Annotated in this window: 16 protein-coding genes; 12 read left to right on the top strand and 4 right to left on the bottom strand. The window is 40.8% G+C overall.

The genetic code is table 11. The annotated features are described in order from the left end of the window. Window positions 1–2 precede the first annotated feature (2 nt). Window positions 3–1,049 (bottom strand): OmpA family protein, encoded by a 1,047-nt coding sequence (locus tag ACQ2HE_RS17675; protein ID WP_430900847.1) that lies wholly within the window; start codon window positions 1,047–1,049, stop codon window positions 3–5. A gap of 111 nt (window positions 1,050–1,160) precedes the next feature. On the opposite strand from ACQ2HE_RS17675, the gene ACQ2HE_RS17670 reads away from it, so the two are divergent. Next, window positions 1,161–3,119, top strand: a complete 1,959-nt coding sequence (locus ACQ2HE_RS17670; RefSeq protein ID WP_430900850.1) for a tetratricopeptide repeat-containing sensor histidine kinase — start codon at window positions 1,161–1,163, stop codon at window positions 3,117–3,119. Further along, window positions 3,116–3,730: a response regulator gene (locus tag ACQ2HE_RS17665; RefSeq protein WP_430900852.1), complete on the top strand. Its 615-nt coding sequence runs from the start codon at window positions 3,116–3,118 to the stop codon at window positions 3,728–3,730. The genes ACQ2HE_RS17670 and ACQ2HE_RS17665 overlap by 4 nt, the downstream gene beginning before the upstream one ends. A 279-nt stretch (window positions 3,731–4,009) precedes the next feature. Here the strand turns inward: ACQ2HE_RS17665 and cydB are convergent, their stop codons facing one another. The 3 genes from cydB to ACQ2HE_RS17650 all read right to left on the bottom strand — a co-directional run bounded on the left by cydB (window position 4,010) and on the right by ACQ2HE_RS17650 (window position 8,636). After that, window positions 4,010–5,038: a cytochrome d ubiquinol oxidase subunit II gene (gene cydB / locus ACQ2HE_RS17660; protein WP_430900854.1), complete on the bottom strand. Its 1,029-nt coding sequence runs from the start codon at window positions 5,036–5,038 to the stop codon at window positions 4,010–4,012. A gap of 19 nt (window positions 5,039–5,057) precedes the next feature. Continuing rightward, complete coding sequence (locus tag ACQ2HE_RS17655; protein WP_430900856.1) at window positions 5,058–6,455, bottom strand: cytochrome ubiquinol oxidase subunit I; 1,398 nt, start codon at window positions 6,453–6,455, stop codon at window positions 5,058–5,060. A gap of 984 nt (window positions 6,456–7,439) precedes the next feature. Further along, window positions 7,440–8,636 carry an NAD(P)/FAD-dependent oxidoreductase gene (locus tag ACQ2HE_RS17650; RefSeq protein ID WP_430900858.1) on the bottom strand — a complete coding sequence of 399 codons (1,197 nt, stop codon included), beginning with the start codon at window positions 8,634–8,636 and terminating at the stop codon, window positions 7,440–7,442. A gap of 111 nt (window positions 8,637–8,747) precedes the next feature. Here ACQ2HE_RS17650 and ACQ2HE_RS17645 point away from each other — a divergent pair, with 111 nt between their 5' ends. From ACQ2HE_RS17645 to ACQ2HE_RS17600, 10 genes are all read left to right on the top strand, one after another. Further along, complete coding sequence (locus ACQ2HE_RS17645) at window positions 8,748–9,389, top strand: Crp/Fnr family transcriptional regulator (protein WP_430900860.1); 642 nt, start codon at window positions 8,748–8,750, stop codon at window positions 9,387–9,389. A 73-nt stretch (window positions 9,390–9,462) separates the two neighbouring features. Next, window positions 9,463–10,272 (top strand): sulfite exporter TauE/SafE family protein, encoded by an 810-nt coding sequence (locus ACQ2HE_RS17640; RefSeq protein ID WP_430900862.1) that lies wholly within the window; start codon window positions 9,463–9,465, stop codon window positions 10,270–10,272. 66 nt (window positions 10,273–10,338) lie between these two features. Continuing rightward, entirely contained in the window at window positions 10,339–11,760 is a 1,422-nt protein-coding gene (locus tag ACQ2HE_RS17635; protein ID WP_430900864.1) for an MBL fold metallo-hydrolase, read from the top strand. A 73-nt stretch (window positions 11,761–11,833) separates the two neighbouring features. Continuing rightward, window positions 11,834–12,115, top strand: a complete 282-nt coding sequence (locus tag ACQ2HE_RS17630; protein WP_430900866.1) for a rhodanese-like domain-containing protein — start codon at window positions 11,834–11,836, stop codon at window positions 12,113–12,115. A 5-nt stretch (window positions 12,116–12,120) separates the two neighbouring features. Continuing rightward, entirely contained in the window at window positions 12,121–12,309 is a 189-nt protein-coding gene (locus ACQ2HE_RS17625; protein ID WP_430900868.1) for a DUF6132 family protein, read from the top strand. Between the two features lie 32 nt (window positions 12,310–12,341). Continuing rightward, window positions 12,342–13,769, top strand: a complete 1,428-nt coding sequence (locus ACQ2HE_RS17620; RefSeq protein WP_430900870.1) for an OprD family outer membrane porin — start codon at window positions 12,342–12,344, stop codon at window positions 13,767–13,769. Window positions 13,770–14,072: 303 nt separating this feature from the next. Beyond that, window positions 14,073–14,825, top strand: a complete 753-nt coding sequence (locus ACQ2HE_RS17615; RefSeq protein WP_430902481.1) for a YeeE/YedE family protein — start codon at window positions 14,073–14,075, stop codon at window positions 14,823–14,825. After that, window positions 14,767–15,291, top strand: a complete 525-nt coding sequence (locus tag ACQ2HE_RS17610) for a DUF6691 family protein (protein ID WP_430900874.1) — start codon at window positions 14,767–14,769, stop codon at window positions 15,289–15,291. The genes ACQ2HE_RS17615 and ACQ2HE_RS17610 overlap by 59 nt, the downstream gene beginning before the upstream one ends. 420 nt (window positions 15,292–15,711) lie before the next feature. Further along, a complete protein-coding gene (locus ACQ2HE_RS17605) occupies window positions 15,712–16,707 on the top strand; it encodes a c-type cytochrome (RefSeq protein WP_430900876.1) in 996 nt (331 codons plus the stop codon). A gap of 13 nt (window positions 16,708–16,720) precedes the next feature. Next, entirely contained in the window at window positions 16,721–18,424 is a 1,704-nt protein-coding gene (locus tag ACQ2HE_RS17600; protein ID WP_430900878.1) for a bifunctional metallophosphatase/5'-nucleotidase, read from the top strand. The last annotated feature ends 14 nt before the right edge of the window (window positions 18,425–18,438 follow it).

Below are 18,438 nucleotides of genomic sequence, written 5' to 3'. Positions count from 1 at the left end.
GCTTAATTTTGTTTCACAAATTCAACTCTTCTGTTTTTCGCTTTGTCGTCGGCAGTAATATTTGGATTCAATGGCTTGGTTTCTCCATACCCTTTTGAGCTGAGTCTTCCTGCATTGATTCCCAGTTTAATGAGCAAATCACGAACAGCAGTTGCTCTTTTTTGTGATAAGTCTAGGTTGTATGCATCTTCACCGTCACTATCGGTATGCCCACCTACTTCAAATTTTAAATCGGGATTTTCATCCAATAGCTTTTTAATGGCGTTGATTGTTCCCATACTTTCCGGTTTAATGGATGCTTTATTGTAGTCAAATTGAATCCCATAAGCAATGATCTTAGTATCTGTGAATTTCTTTCCCAAACTGATCATATTGCCCCCTTGTGCATATCGAAAATTGCTACAAAGCATTGGTAAGCCTTCGCTGGCATCTCCGCCAAGAACCAATCCGGCCGTTGGAATCGTCATGTCTGAGATCACGGCAATTCTGAACTGGTCCATATAAACTTTCATCAATCCCTTCTGATAAGCGATAGCCAAATGATGCCATTTATTCAGAAAATTTTCTGCTAATTCGGAGGGCAAGGCAATTTCTCGGTTTTCGCCATTATTATTAATAGAAATGTGGGATCGACTTGTATAGACTCCCGATTTTAGTTCTTTTCCACCGTTTTGGAAAGCGATGTATGGGCCGTTATTGCTATCGTAACGTTCGTCAAGATAAAAGTCGAATTCTATGGTGAAGGTGTCTGTTATGTAGGTCTTAACCTTTGCTTTTGGATCAATTTTAATATTTGGAGTGAGGGTAGTATAGAAGTTTAGAATATTCGCGTAGTTGCGGTCTTCTTTTTTATTGATGATTACTTGGCCTCCTGTTATTTTCCACTTTTGCGGAGGCTCTCCATCAATATCCGAACTGAAATCGTCTTCGAAAATAATGTTCTTGCCTGGTTGAAAATCATAATTGCTGTAGGCCTTATAGTTGTCGTTTTGTGCATTGCTGCTTCCAATAAAGGCTGCCGAAAAAAGGAGAAGTGCTATCTTTTTCATATCTTAATTTGTGTAAACAAAACTATTTCCGTCTCCCCGTTTCACATTTACCCCTAAAGGGGGAATTTTTGGTCTTATACTAGCTAGTACTTTTGAACTTTAAGCATTGAAATGAAAGCAGCGGCCTTCCTATTAACCCTTTTACTTGCCTGCAAATTGCATGGACAAACGGTTGATCAACAACGCGACAGTATGTTGACGCTCGCATCCAAGAAAACGGTGGATTCAGAAAAAGTGATCCTGTACAATCGTATTGGAGACCTTTATGCTTATAGCCAATTCGACGAAGCAAGCAAATACTACTTGCAAGCTTTTGAACTGAGTAAGAAGAGTGGTTTTACTAGAGGAATTATTCGATATTATTCCAGCCAAGGCGAGATCTATAATATGAAAGGAGAGTACTCCAAATGCCTCGAGCTGTTGTTTCAAGGCGTTGAATTGGCGAAAGAGAAGAAAGACAACCTGCGTCTCGGAATTATGTATGAGAATATAGGAAATACCTACGCGTTAATGCAAACAGTTGATCAAGCAGCTGATTATTATTTTAAAGCATTGACCATTTTCGAGTCATTCGCCGATACTGTGAAACTCGCGAATACCTATTCCGACTTATCTACCATTTATGCAAAGTTGAATCAGTTCGATAAAGCACTCGTTTATATCGATAAAGCTATCGAAGTAATTAAACCCAAAGCGGATGGCTATTATGTAGCTGCATTGGTGAATAAGGAGATGATTCTCTGGAGTTTAGGGAGAACCCGTGAAGCTATACGAATAAACAGAGAAATAATTGAAAGAGCCAAAGCCTTGGACGACTATATTGATTGGAGTATTGCTTTGCAAAATGAATGCAATCATGCCATTAGTTTTGGAAGGTATTCCGATGCCTATAAAGTATCTCTGGATCTAGAGCAATTAGCAGCAAAAATTGAAAGTGAAGATCAGAACATTGTAGCCTCGTATTGGAAAGCAGCTGCTTTGTTTTATTTGAACCGCTTAGATGAATCAGAACGAATTCTTTCTGGGATTTTAGTAAAAGCTGATAGTTTGAAGTTGATTCCGCGGCAAACAGAGATCAATCTTCTTTATGCAAAATTGATTTTGTTAAAATATAAGAGCCCCGAGAAAGCAGCAATCTATTTTGAGCGATACGATTCTCTTTCACGCCTAGTTGTAAACGAAACCGTTGCAAAAGCTGTTTCTTCAGCCGACCAGCGTTATGAATTGAATAAGCGTGATCTTTTGCTTGAAACGCAAACCGGAAAACTAAAGCAACAGAAGCTGACGACTTTATGGTTGATAGTAGCGATTACGCTACTTGCAGCTCTATTATTTTTCGGTTACAGGTTGTACCGAAACAGACAAAAGATCAATGAGCAACAATTAGCTCTAACAGAACAGAGAATCAAAGATCTAGAGAAACAACAGTTGCTGAATGCTACACAAGCCATTTTAATGGGTCAAGAGGAAGAAAGAAGCAGGTTGGCAAAAGATTTACACGATGGCTTAGGGGGTATTTTATCGAGTACTAAATATTCATTCAATGCTATGAAAGAAAAGCTTTTTATTAGCGAAGAAACCTTGGAGGTTTTTGACAAGAGCATGAGTTTGCTCGATCAATCGATTACTGAGTTGCGCAGAGTGGCTCATAATATGATGCCGGAAAGTTTGATCAATTTGAGTTTAAAAGAAGCGTTAGAGGGCTATTGCTTACAACTGAACAACTCAAATGTGTTAGATATTAATTTTCAATTCATCAGTACCCAATCCAAAGAACTTAATAACGAGGTAAAGATTGCAGTGTATAGAATTGTACAAGAGCTTACTAATAATAGTATAAAGCACGCGCAAACCAAGAATGTGATGATTCAATTGGCGGTCGACGATAATCAGCTGCACCTTACATTTGAAGATGATGGAAAAGGATTTCAAATGAATCAGCTTTTACAGGCATCGGGCATTGGCTTTGCAAATATTAAAAACAGAGTGAACTATTTGAAAGGAAATTTGGATATTCAATCTGCACCCGGCAAGGGCACATCCGTTGATATTATTATTCCATTGGCATGATTCAAGTTGTATTAATAGAAGATCACCAACTAATTGTGGAAGGCATCCGATCGATGTTTCATGACCATCCGGGAATATCGATATCACAACATGCGCATACCAAAGAAGGGCTTGAACGAATCTTAAAAAGCAATAAGCCGCATATCATACTGCTAGATATCAATCTTCCTGACACCAATGGCTTTGAACTCTGTTCGTGGTTAAAGCAAAAGCATCCTGAAATAGGTATAATCGCATTGAGTGTTAACAATGAACCTGCTATTATTCGAAAGATGATTGATAAAGGTGCTGATGGTTATTTGTTGAAAGACGCCTCTCAACAAGAAATTGAAACTGCTATCAAAAAAGTAGACAGTGGAAAAGAGTATTTCAGTGGAACAGTAGCTCAGCTCCTAAAGCAAAAAGAAAATTCAGGAATTCCCAAACTGACTCGACGTGAAAGAGAGATCTTAGAGCAAATAGCGAATGGATTAACCAACCAACAAATAGCTGATTTGTTGTTCATTGATATTACAACTGTAAGCTCACACCGAAAGAACATGCTGGCTAAATATGAGCTTCAAAACACGGCAGCATTGATCAAGTTTGCTATTTTAAACAAATTGATCTAGTATTTCAGCATCTTGTTTCTTAAAGGCATTATCAATTCTTAAATTCTTCTCCGTCACTTCACCGAAACTTATGCAACGGTGCTTTGAAGAACTGAATTTTTTCTGTTTTCTTCCCTTACCGTATTGGCTATCGCCTCGTACTGTATCGTTCCTCACGGGACAAGCTCAACTAGTTTTGCAAAGCAAAAGCAGCCTCTTTCCTCTATCCTCCATCTTCCTTCCTCCCTCCTGTTTCCTGGCTATTCTATTATTAATTGGAAATTCTTAATTCTTAATTACTCAATAGCTCATTTCATCCAATTTCACTTTCCCCTTAAAAGTCCAAAATACAAAACCGGTGTACAATGCCACTAACGGCGTTCCTATGCCCGCAATCAACAACAATGTTTTCATGGTTTGAGGAGAAGAGGCCGCACTGTTCACCGTGATGCTCTTATCCGGATTGCTGATGTTCAACACCAAATTGGGAAACACTTCAATGGCTACTATTATCAACAATCCTGCAATAGTAATGGCCGAACTAAAGAAGGCCGATCGGTAGTTTCCTTTCTTAAGCTGGCGAGGAATATTCGCAATGGCTAAGAACATTAGCATCGGTATAATGAAATACTGTGGATTGCTTTTAATGGTATTGCTGAGATGCGGGATGTATAAAAGCGTGTATAGTGTTGTGATACTGAATGCCACTAAAAAGAACACATTGAAATTCTTTGCCAGTACTGTCAACTTTGTATACAATCGATTTTCCGTTTTCATGGCCAAATAAATAGCACCGTGCATCATGAACAAAGCCAGGGTAGTAATGGCTACCATTATAGAGAAAGGATTGAAGAAGTACCAAAGATCACCGGTAAATTCACTATTCTCATTAAGAGGTAATCCTTGTACAATATTTCCCAACATCAATCCCAAACTTAAGGTTATTATTACACAGGCAAAGGTGTACACAAAGTCCCAACTCATTCTCCAGCGTGGTGAAGGTTCTTTGCTTCGAAATTCAATGGCAACGGCCCGCCATATAAGTCCAATTAAAAAAATCATTACCGGTAAATAAAAGGCAGAAAAGATAGTTGCATACGCTACCGGAAAGCCGGCAAACAAAGCACCTCCTCCAATTACCAACCAAACTTCATTGCCATCCCAAACCGGACCAATGGCATTCAAGGCTATTCTTCTGCTTTCTTCTTTTTTCAGAAATAAGTGGAGCGCACCGGCACCTAAATCAAATCCATCTAGAATGGCATATCCGGTGATCACCGCACCAAAGATTAAATACCACCAAACATTGTAAGAAATTCCTAAAAACATATAATTCGATTTACGTTTATTAAAGAGTTGCTGTACCGGGGTCTTTCAAGGAGCCGGTTCTCAAACTCGACACTGTTTCATCTACTTCATAATGATCAAATCCTTCAGGTCCATGTTTGATCTTTCGATTCAGTAAATAAAGAAACAATACAAATAGAGTAGCATAAACGAGTGTGAACAAGATCAGCGAAGTAAGTACATGTTCTGCTTTGACTGTTTTCGATAAGGCATCCGATGTTTTCAATAGGCCATAGACCACCCAGGGTTGTCTACCCATTTCTGCCGCAAACCAACCGGTTTGATTGGCTATCTGTGGTAGCAATACCGCCCAGCCAAATACTAGCAACAGCCATCGCTGTTCAAACAGCTTTCCTCGTTTCCATTGCAACATTCCATACCAACTCAACCCAATCAACAACATTCCAATAGCGATCATAATATGGTAGAACTGAAAAATAGCATTGATCTGTGTTGGTTTGGTTCCCTCTTCAAAGGAATTCAATCCTTTAATAGGCGTTTTGAAGTCTTGATGCACCAGAAATGTTAAGCCACCCGGAATTGCTAAACCCGATGTCTTTTTCTCTTTTTGATTCACCCATCCGAACAGATACAAATCCGCTACACTACTGCTATCATAATGACCCTCCAAAGCTGCAAGTTTGGCGGGTTGATTTTTGGAGACGCCATCGGCGCTTCTATGTCCGGCAAACAATTGAAGTAAAGACGTGAAAGCTGCAACCGTAAGCGCAATTTTAAAAGCAGGCTTGGCAATTTCAAGGTATTTGTTTTTGAGAATGTAATAGGCGTTCACACTCAACACCAGAAAGGCTCCGGCAAGAAAAGACCCCAGCCATACATGCATCAATCGGTCTACACTGGAGGGGTTGAAAACCATGGCCCAGAAATCAGTGATCTCTGCTCTTGCATTCATTCCTTCTCCTACAATATGATAACCGGAAGGAGTTTGTTGCCAACTGTTTGCTACCACTATCCAAACAGCACTAAACATGGAACCCAAAAAAACCATGATGGTTGAAAACAGATGAACACCCTTACCAACGCGGTTCCAGCCAAACAGCAGTACTCCTAAAAAGCCGCTCTCTAATGCAAAAGCAAAAATACCCTCCGCTGCCAAGGCACTTCCGAAGATGTCGCCCACATATTTACTATAGGTAGCCCAGTTCGTTCCAAACTCAAACTCCATGATAATTCCCGTGGCTACACCCAAACCAAAAATCAAGGCAAAAATTTTGATCCAGAACCGCGTCATGTTCTCATAAACCTTATTGCCTGTTTTTAAGTACAAGCTTTCCATTATAACCAGTATCAATCCAACGCCAATGCTTAGGGGTGGATAGATGTAGTGGAAGGATACGGTAAATGCAAACTGTATCCTTGAAAGGATTTCGATTTCCATATAGAAACAATTTTATTGTATGTGGCAAGAATAAGCGCTGCAAACAACGACTAGTCAATAGCAATATCTTTCGACATTTATTGAAAGTACTGAACAAATTTTGAGGGGATGATTTTGCTGTGCTTCGAAGGAAGTAATGGAAAGAGTAGACTAATATCGCATGATCGTCTTCCATAACAAATAGCACTGCAAAGATACATCGGAATCATTAGTATCAAAATAAATGAAGGAGAAATTGTGGCGCTTCGCGGGGAACAGCCGGAACGCAGAGTTATTCAGGTTGAGGGTTGGAGAGCGTTTTATGAATTTGAGTTTTGGGCGGTTTGAAATACGAAGATTCGTTTACTTGAGACGCAGAGCCGCTACGCGGGGAACAGCCGGAACGCAAAGGAATGGTGGTTGAAGGTTGGAGAGTGTTTTATGAATGTAAGTTTTTGGCAGTATGAATTTCGAAGAGTCGTTTGCTTAAGAGCGCAAAGACCGCTGCGCGGGGAATACAAACCACGGAGTTTCGGAGGCACGGAGGAATTAGGCTTTCTCTCATCTTCTTTTGTTATTTTTTATTTCCGCCGAAGGCGGAAAAATATATAATGAACCTGACTGCCAACCGCGCTGGCCGCAGGCCTCCATCCGGCGCAGCCCAACTAAAAACAGTGTGCTGCACTCAAGACAACTAAGACTTTGCGTTAAAACACTAACCTCTTAGACTTTCGTTGCGAATCTTTGCGCCCGTCCTCTCTTTGCGGTAAAGTAAACTAATCGAAGATTTAGAGGATAAGATATTAGTGTGGACTGTTGTATTTCCAGCATCTTCCCTCTTTTTTTTCACCACAGATACCACCAATTAAAACAGATTCACAGATTAGTCTCCGATATTCAATCAACCTGACTGCCGGCTGTTTCATTATTAATTATTACTTCTTAATTATTAATTGGCTCCGGCTGTTTAATTCTTAATTCTTAATTCTTAATTATTATTTCTCCTCACGCTTTCCCCGGCAGAATCCTTCCCCAATACATCCAAGGCAAAATATAACGCTTCAAAATGTACATACTCCAACGTTCCTTGCTTTGGTCGAATGGAAAGGTTTCTTTGGGTTTGTTTTCATAGTCAAATTCTGCGAGCACGAGTTTACCGTAACCTGTTACCAATGGGCAACTCGTGTACCCGTCGTATTTATGAGTGAGGGCTTGGTTTTGAATTGCTTCCAGTAAATTTCCTACTACCACCGGAGCTTGCTTGCGAATGGCCGCACCGGTTTTACTAGTGGGCAAAGCTGCAGCATCTCCTAGTGAAAATACATTGGGGTACTTATTGTGTTGCAAACTGTACTTGTCTACGTCTACCCATCCGGCTGCATTGGCAAGCGGACTTTGTTTGATAAAGTCTGGTGCCCCCTGTGGTGGGGTTACATGTATCATATCAAAATCAACCACATACTCCTGATCTTTGTTCGATTCGCCCACTCCTATAAAAGTTGCTTTCTTCGCAGGGCCATCTACCGCCACCAATTTTACATTGAAATTCAAATCAATATTCGCCCGTTCACACACTTTTAAAAGCGTTTTTTCATATTTAGCTACCGCAAACAATTTCGCAGCGCCACTCCAATATTGAATGTTTGAATTCTTCAATACCCCATGTCTGCGGAAATAATCGGCTGCCATGTACATTATTTTATGTGGGGCACCACCGCATTTTACAGGCGTTGTTGGATTGTGGAAAATGGCTTTTCCGCCTTTAAAGTTCTTGATACATTCGAAAGTATAAGGTGCATGATCATAACTATAGTTCGAACAAACATTGTTTTTGCCCAAGGTTTCTTTCAATCCTTTGATCTCATCCCAATTCAATTGAATACCTGCAGCTACCACCATGTATTGATACTGTATAGTATCGCCTGTAGCCAATGTTACTCGATTTTGCTCGGGTTGAAAACTGATCACTTTTTCTTTGATCCATTTGCATCCTTTTGGAATAACATCCGCTTCATTTCGCATGGTTTTGCGAATATCAAAAACTCCCGATCCAACCAATGTCCAGGCAGGTTGATAGAAATGCTTATCAGCAGGATCTACAATGGCAATATCTAACGATTTGTTTTGAAGTAGAAGTTTGGCAGCAACCGAAACTCCGGCATTTCCGCCACCTATAATTAGGATTTGATGTGATGTAGGCATAGCAATAAATTTTATGCACAGTTAGGCAAGATTTTAACAACCGCCGGTGACTATTATCACAGAGTATCTTTTTTATAAATCAAATATTTGTTTTTTGATCAATTACCTATCATGCAAAATATCAATGAGAATTCGCTACAGGAACTGTTTCCCGGACTTGAATTAGCACTTTATGAAGAACTATTAGAACACGGAGAAATAAAACAATACGAAGCAGGTACTACCATTCTTCGTATAGGTCAAGCCATTCGGTCAACGGTTTTAGTGATGGAAGGCATCGTGAAATTGTATCAAGAAGACAATGATGGTAATGAATATTTTCTTTACAACATCCAACCCGGACAAGCTTGCGCCGTTTCAATGGTGTGTTCATTTCAACTGGAAACAAGCCAAGTTATTGCAAAGGCCCTAACCGACATCACGGTATTGACTATTCCTCTTTCTTTTATGGATAAATGGCTCGGCGCTTACAAAAGTTGGCACTATTTCGTAATTCGTACCTACCGTGCGCGATACGATGAACTCATTCGCACCGTCAACGAAATCGCTTTTAAGAACATGGACGAGCGATTGGAATTCTACCTAAAAAATCAAGTGAAGCAGTTTGGTAAAACCGTCAAATTAACGCACCAAGACATCGCAAACGACTTGAACTCTTCCCGAGAAGTGATCAGCCGATTGATGAAGAAAATGGAACGAAATGGTTGGATCGTTATCCATCGAAACTCCTTTGAATGGGTAAGACCGGAATAATTCCGACCTTAGTGATAATCGTCACAGAATTCCGCGTAATTTTTAGTCAGATTTGCATCCTAAACTTATAGAAATGGTCATAGTTGGTTACTTAGCATCGTTGATTATTGGTGTTTCGCTTGGTTTGATTGGCGGGGGAGGCTCTATTCTTACTGTTCCGGTATTGGTGTACTTGTTTGGAGTGAATCCGGTAATTGCAACAGCTTATTCTCTGTTTATTGTTGGTGCCACCAGTTTAGTGGGAGCCTTGCCGAAATACAAATCCGGTGAGGTAAACCTAAAAACAGCCTTGATTTTTGGAGTTCCTTCAATCGCCGCTGTTTTTGCGACGCGCGCCTTTATTGTACCGGCCATTCCCCAAGAAATGGGGCATATCGCCGGTATTGCTATTACCAAAGGCCTGCTTATGATGTTGCTTTTTGCCATTCTCATGGTGTTCGCATCTGTTTCCATGATACGATCAAAAAAGAAGCAAGAAGAAGCAGAAAGTACGGTGCAAACATTTAATTATCCTTTGATTTTATTGGAAGGACTGGTTGTGGGTACACTAACGGGATTAGTAGGAGCAGGTGGCGGTTTCTTGATCATTCCCGCACTGGTATTACTGAGTAAGCTTCCAATGAAACAAGCTGTGGGTACGTCCTTGCTTATCATTGCAGCGAAATCATTGATAGGATTTACGGGCGATCTAGGAAAACAAACCATGGACTGGACACTCTTACTAAGCGTTACAGCTTTAGCAGTTCTCGGAATTTTTATTGGCAATGCCATGAGTAAGAAGGTTTCCGCCGATGGATTGAAAAAAGGCTTTGGCTGGTTTGTTTTGGTGATGGGAATCTACATCATTATTAAAGAATTGATGTTCCCTTCAGGCGGACATTAACTGTGTGACTTTTGTCATTGATGCAATTTTAATATTCTCTCAACTTTGATTTATAAAATATCAGAAATGAAAATAGAACAGATTTATACCGGATGTTTAGCTCAAGGAGCTTATTATATCGAAAGCAATGGTGAAGCAGTGATTATCGATCCATTAAGAGAAGTGCAACCGTACATTGATCGCGCTGCAAAAAACAATGCAAAGATCAAGTACGTATTGGAGACGCATTTTCACGCCGATTTCGTTTCAGGTCACCTCGATCTTTCTAAAAAAACGGGCGCCCCCATTGTTTACGGCCCCAATGCAAAACCCAATTTTGAATTTCATTCCGCTAAAGACGGTGAGATCTTAAAGGTAGGAAATGCTACCATTAAAGTATTACATACTCCAGGACATACTATGGAAAGTACTTGTTATTTATTGAGTGATGAAACAGGCAAAGAGGTTGGATTGTTTAGTGGCGATACCCTCTTTATTGGTGATGTAGGTCGTCCCGATCTTGCTCAGAAAGTAAAAGCAGACCTTACACAGGAAATTTTAGCAGGCCATCTCTTCGATTCTTTGAGAAATAAGATCATGCCTTTGTCTAACGATATCGTTGTATATCCCGCTCACGGAGCCGGTTCGGCCTGTGGTAAAAACATGAGTAAGGAAACAACAGATCTACTCGGGCATCAAAAGCAAGTGAACTATGCACTCCGTGCCGATATGACGAAGGAAGAGTTCATCAAAGAAGTAACAACCGGATTGGTTGCTCCTCCGGCTTATTTCCCTTTGAACGTGATGATGAATATTCAAGGATATGATAGCATCGATAAAGTATTGGAACGTGGTCTCCATGCCATGAGCCCCAACGCTTTTGAAACAGCAGCCAATGAAACAGGCGCTCTGATGTTGGATGTTCGTGCTGCTCAGAAATTTGCCCAAGGTTTTGTGCCCAATTCAATTAATATTGGTTTAGAAGGAAATTTTGCCCCTTGGGTGGGTGCAATGATTCCGGATATCAAACAAGAAATATTACTCATCTGCGAGCCGGGTACCGAAGAAGAAGTGGTAACGCGTTTGAGTAGAGTAGGGTACGACTATGTGATCGGATATTTAGAGGGCGGATTTGATGCCTGGAAAAATGCCGACAAAGAAGTAGACTCTATCAAGAGTATTTCAGCTGAAGAACTTGCTGCAATCATGGATACAAATCCACAAGCAAATGTGTTAGATGTGAGAAAGAAAAGCGAATACTTCAGCGAACACATCGTTTCTGCAGAAAATGCGCCACTCGATTTCATCAACGACGCCATGTCGCAAATTAACAAAGACAAAACCTACTACGTGCATTGCGCGGGTGGCTATCGTTCAATGATCTTTACATCTATTTTGAAAGCTCGTGGTTTCGATAATTTGATTGATGTGAAAGGCGGCTTCAAAGCCATTAAAGAGTCGGGTAAATTTACTGTTACGGATTATGTTTGCCCCTCTACCATGTTGTAAAAATTAGTTTCAGGTTAAGGTATATAGGTTAAGAGGGAAGACAGCCGTCTTCCCTTTTTTTAAAAATATTCATATGACAATTTCAGAAATACTTAAAAGTCCCGATACACTGCTTGTTGATGTGAGAACACCGCCCGAATACCAAATGGGTCATATTGAAGGCGCCATCAATATTCCACTTGATCAAATTCCTTATCGCTATAGTGAGATCCCCGGACTTGGATCGAAGAATGTTGTATTCTATTGCAGAAGTGGCAACAGAAGTGGACAAGCCATCGCTTATTTGCGCCAATTGAAAATAGAGAATATTTACAATGGAGGCGGCATTGATGACGTTGCTTTTTACCTCAACTAGTATTCATGAAACAATTGCTTCTCAAAAATAAAATACCCCTCATTGGGGCAGGTGTAGGCATGATTGCAGGGTTTTTCTATTGGAAATTCATAGGCTGTAGTTCCGGCACTTGTATGATCACTTCTAAGCCCCTAAATAGTACCGTTTATTTCGGAGTAATGGGGTACCTGGTTTTCAGTTTATTCAGAAAGTAACACAACTGCATTTACTTTTTTATTTCATTGCTATGTATTTCATTAGAAAACTAGTGAGTACAGGGGCCTTACTTTTTATTGCCCTTTGCTCGCATGCGCAACATCAAGAACTTAACGAACATCCCAAAACTTGGAATGGAGAGAAAACGCTATCACAAGATACCACCTCGTTTCTGTCGGCCTTTAGTCGAGGAAAGTTCACCGGCCATTTTCGATATTTTTATATGAATACGAACAATGAAAAAGGCCTGAGTGATTACCATGCTCAAGCAGCAGGAGGCGGACTTCAATACCATACGGCTCTTTTTCATGGATTCCAATTTGGCGTTAGTGGCTTCTTTGTTTTTAACGTGGGGTCTTCTAATTTAACCATTCCCGATTCAAGTACAAAGCAACTGAATCGCTACGAAATAGGCCTTTACGACATTACTGATCCTTCAAATACAAAGAACATCGATCGTCTGGAAGAACTTTTCATACGATATTCAAAATACAATATCACCCTTACTGTTGGACGGCAGCTCATGAATACACCGTTCATTAACCTGCAAGATGGAAGAATGCGCCCCACCGAAATAGAAGGAGTAGATGGTATTTACAAGAAAAAGAAGACAAAAATAGAAGCGGCCTATATCTATCAGCTCTCTCCAAGAAGCACTGTTGAGTGGTACAATATTGGTGAATCAATAGGGCTCTATCCATCCGGAGTTAACCAAGATGGAACAAAATCGCAATACAAAGGTAATCTTGAGTCGAAAGGAATTCTTTTAGGAGGCATTTCACAAGAAGTGGGGAAGGAAATCAAACTTCAATTGTGGAACCAATTCACAGAGAATATTTTCAATTCTGTGTTTTTTCAGGCTGATTACTCTCGTGTTTTGAAGAATAAATCAAAGCTCATCGCAGGTTTTCAAACCATCCATCAACAAATTATTCATCACGGTGGTAACGAGGATCCAACGAAGACCTACTTTCAAAAAGGCGCCTCATCGCACACCTACGGTGCTAAATTTGGTTGGGAGAACAAGCGCTGGCAGTTTTCTGCTAACTACAATAGAATTACAAAACATGGAAGGTACTTGATGCCAAGAGAGTGGGGGAGAGATCCCTTCTTTACTTTTCTTCCACGTGAGAGAAACGAAGGTTTAGGCAATGTACATGCTTACGTTGTAAAAGGAGGATATGCAATCCCAAAGCAACCATTGAAGATACAAGCTGCTTGGGGTTATTACCAACTGCCCGATCCTACCAATTTTGAATTGAATAAATATGGAATGCCTTCGTATTCGCAACTTAACATCGACTTACGTTATGAATTGCAAGGTTTCTTCAAAGGCTGGGATCTGCAAGTATTGTATGTAAACAAGGAAAGTCAAGGCCATACTCATAACAACAATAAATACGTGATCAACAAGGTGAACATGGATCAGTGGAACTTGGTATTGAATTTTCATTATTAGTGCTTACTCACCGCAAAGCCCGCAGAGTCCGCAAAGGTTTCGCAAAGTATTCCCTTTATCCTCCTTCCCGTATTCCGGTTGTTTAATTAGTACTTATTAATTTTTAATTTTTAATTATTAATTATTAATTATTAATTCCTCCCCCTCTTCCTCCTCCTGTTCTTTCTCTGTATTTCATTCCCAAATTCACAAATTATCTTCCCGGCTCCTAATTAATAGTTCGCCTTATCGCACCAAAGTGACTATCATCACCGATAAGCTCCTACCATCCCCTCATATTTGTATTCTAAACTCAATTTAGCTATGATCGAGATGCTCAAGCAACCCTGGCCTTGGTATGTGGCCGGTGCTATTATTGGACTCATTGTACCCGCGCTTCTTTTACTCGGTAACAAACACTTTGGCATTTCTGCAAATCTCAGACATGCCTGTGCTGCTTGTTTCCCCTCAAACATCAAGTTTTTCAAGTACGATTGGAAGAAAGAAATCTGGAACTTCTTCTTTGTGGGTGGAATTTTTGCAGGTGCAATCATTGCCGCGCAATTATTAGCAAACCCTGATCCGGTGGTTGTGCATCCTGAGTTGGCTGCTGAACTGAAATCGTATGGCATTACCGACAACTCCAATTTGCTCCCCGCTGAATTGTTCTCTTTGCAAAGCTTGTTCAGTATTCGTGGGCTGATCATGCTGGTAGGTGGTGGCTTCTTGGTTGGATTTGGAGCGCGTTATGCAGGAGGTTGTACTTCCGGACATGCTATTATGGGCCTAANTGCAAAGCTTGTTCAGTATTCGTGGGCTGATCATGCTGGTAGGTGGTGGCTTCTTGGTTGGATTTGGAGCGCGTTATGCAGGAGGTTGTACTTCCGGACATGCTATTATGGGCCTAAGCGATTTGCAATGGCCATCTTTAGTTGCAACAATCATGTTCATGGTTGGAGGTTTTGCAATGGCCAATTTCATCCTTCCCTCTATTTTAAAACTAACCATTTAATTTATCATGAGTACTCAAGTAAACATAACAACCATCACACCTCAACAAGAGGCACAAGATTTTGAAGTACGCTCCCTCGATACCATGTGTGTGAACGAATCACACATGCATCACCCTTGGTGGTATAATTTCAAATATGCAGCCGTAGGATTGATCTTCGGAGTAGTTTTTGTAAAGGCAGAGATCATCTCTTGGTTTCGTATTCAAGAAATGTTCCGTTTGCAAAGTTTTCACATGTATGGAGTTATCGGAACAGCTGTAGTAGTAGGGATCATTTCAGTATGGCTGATCAAAAAATTCAAGGTAAAAACCATACACGGTGAAGCCATTGAATTTCACCCAAAGAAGTTCAATAAGGGTCAAATTTACGGAGGCTTATTGTTTGGACTAGGTTGGGCTGTAACCGGTGCTTGTCCGGGACCACTCTTTGCACAAATTGGAACTGGTGCCTTGGTAATTTCTGTAGTAGTGCTCAGCGCCATCGCCGGTACTTGGACCTACGGCTATTTCCGCGATAAACTGCCCCATTAAAATTTTTATAGTTCATATCTATGGTGTTTGTACATGTGCATTTTCATTAATGTTTAGTGTATTCATTAGGGCCGATTCCTCGGCCCTTTTTATTGCGCCTTTATTCACCGCAAACTGCGCAGAGCCCGCCAAGAAGCCGCAAAGTATTCATCTTCCTCGTCTCCTCCCTCCTGTATTCCGGCTGTTCCATTATTAATTATTACTTCTTAATTCTTTATCCCCCTGTTCTTCTCCCTCTACTTTCTCTGTATTTCCTCTATCCTCGTCTCCTCTCATCCTCGTTCCTGTTTTCGGCTGTTCCATTATTAATTATTAATTCTTAATTATCTCCCTCCTCCCTCTCACATCAGTGACTTCAGTCACCATCATTCACAAATTATTTCGTAATTTTTACATCACTTCACTCAAATTGCTATTCACATGAAATGGAAAGAAAACTGGCCGCTCTATATTGTATTGCTGTTAATAATAGTGGGCTCGTTTGAAGTAATGAATCGTCCTTCAGAAAATGTACTAAACAGAATTGCAGCAGATACTACTTCTTCAAAGTATTGGATAGGACCGGATCTATCCTTCGACAATAGTCTCACAAAAGAAGAAAGAGCCCAGATTATTTATGGTCAAGACCTCATCGCCAATACTTCTTATTACTTCGGTCCTAAGGGAACCATTGCAGCCATTACCAATGGTATGAATTGTCAAAACTGCCATCTCTCCGCAGGCAATCAACCTTGGGGCAACAATTACGGAGCCGTTGCTTCTACCTACCCCAAATTCAGAGATCGAAGTGGAACGGTTGAATCGATGTCGAAGCGCGTGAACGATTGCTTTGAAAGAAGTTTGAATGGACAAGCCATTGATACCAATAGCAAAGAGATGACAGCCATACTCACTTATATGAAGTGGTTAGGAAAAGAAGTGCCAAAAGGAACCAAGCCAAAGGGTACAGGTATTCGTGAATTAAAATACTTGAGTGTAGCAGCAGACCCTACTAAAGGGAGACAGGCTTATGCTGAAAAATGCCAATCCTGTCACGGAGGAAATGGACAAGGCATGCTAAACGAAGCAGGTAACGCCTATACCTATCCACCATTATGGGGTGAACATAGTTACAATTCAGGAGCCGGGCTTTTTCGACTCTCACGTTTGGCAGGCTATATTAAAGACAATATGCCTTATCAACAAGCAACACACGACAACCCTTCTCTTTCAGATGAAGACGCGTGGAACATCGCAGCATTTGTAAATTCACAACCTCGTCCTTCAAAAGATCTAAGTAAAGACTGGCCCGATATCTCTAAAAAACCAATAGATCATCCATTTGGCCCTTATGCAGATGGATTCAACGAAGCGCAACACAAGTTTGGTCCTTTTCAACCCATCGCCGACGCAAGAAAAGCCCAAGCCAAAAAATAAAACCAAGATTGCTATGCCAACGAATAATAGACGCGATTTTCTGCGCAAAGCAGGAACGCTCTCTGCTGCACTCGGTTTGGGTTTCGATACCCGTGCAGCCAACTTAACGAATACGGAAAATGATAGTTCGAGTCACTTAGATGATTCAATCCATACTGGCGGAAATTTTGAATTGACCATTCTACAAACAACCGATATTCACTGTCAACTTCACCCGCACGATGAACTCTTCTGGGAAAACAATCAAGCAGTGTTTAGGAAAACAGGCGGCTACGCACATCTCGCCACCTATCTCAATAAAGAACGCAAGAACAATGCCCATACCTTTGTAATCGATACCGGTGATATGTTTCAAGGCAGTGAGCTCTCCGTAAAAACTACGGGCAAGGCCATGTTACCCATTTTGAATCAATTGCAGTACGATCTTTACCTGCCGGGAAATTGGGAAGTAGTGTATGGCAAGAAATCAATGCAACAGCTTCTGGGGTCACTCCATGCACCTAAAATTTGTGCAAATATGTACCACGATCTGGGTGAAGGAAGAAAAGGGGAACTTGTTTTTCAACCCTATCATATATGGAATGTGAAAGGGGTAAAAATTGGCTTTATTGGATACACAGATCATCTTGTTCCTTTACGACAATCACCGAACTATAGTAAAGGAATTATTTATACAAAGCCGGAAGAAAACATTGCTTACTATATCGATGTGTTGAAAAATCAGGAACAATGCGAATGCATTTTGGTTATTGCGCATTTAGGTCTGTCGCAACAAATTCACTTGGCCAATTTGTCTGAAACAGCAGGAGTAGACTATATATTGGGAGGCGATACACACGAACGGGTGCGTAAACCCATTGTTTGCAAGTATTGTAAAGTTGTAGAACCAGGCGCTTTTGGTTCCTTTGTTGGAAAGCTGAAATTTATTGTGGAGAATGGCAAAGTAGTAAAAGATGATTATGAATTAATTGAAATAGATGCATCGAAATACAAAGAGGACAAGGCAATGAAAGAACTCATTGCTCAAAATGAAGCGCCTTTTGCCGAATCGATTCACAAAATAGTAGGCTATAGTACCATTCCATTGTACCGATATTTTGTGGTCGAGAATCCAATTGACACTATGATTTTGAATGCACTGAAATGGCAAATGAAAGATGTAGACATTGTACTTTCAAATGGATTCCGCTTTTGCCCTCCCCGAACAACACCCGATAGTACCGGAAATATTCCCATAACTGAAGGATTTATCTACGATATGCTTCCTGTAGACAGCACCGTTAGAACGGCAGAAATCACTGGGAAACAGTTGTGGGAATGGTTGGAAAAAGAATTGAACAATGTTTTTGCCGCGAATGCATCCGAACGATTTGGTGGATGGTTGATCAAGTTCAAAGGAATGGAAATTAGCTTCAATGCCTTCGGTGAAAAAGGTAAAAGGGTACAAGAAGTGAAAGTGGGTGGCGAAGCATTGAACCTCGATAGAACCTACCGCGTATGTGCCTGCGAACGCGATGGCGACCCTGCCGATATGCTCTGTCGAATCAAAGGCGTGAAGAATGCAAAAAACACTACTTATACCCTGCACCAAGTAATGCGTGATTACCTTGCCTCCAATTCGCCCGTTACCCCAACGCCACCCAGGGCGGCAAAAATTTTGGACGCGCCTCAAACATTGCTAACACAAGTAACAGGCGTTGACTATTCGTTTACTTAGTTGCAAGCTTATCG

Source organism: Endoryza foliicola, assembly GCF_050589245.1.
Taxonomy (GTDB): Bacteria; Bacteroidota; Bacteroidia; order Chitinophagales; family Chitinophagaceae; genus Endoryza; species Endoryza foliicola.
This window is presented reverse-complemented; position numbering and strand designations above follow the sequence as displayed.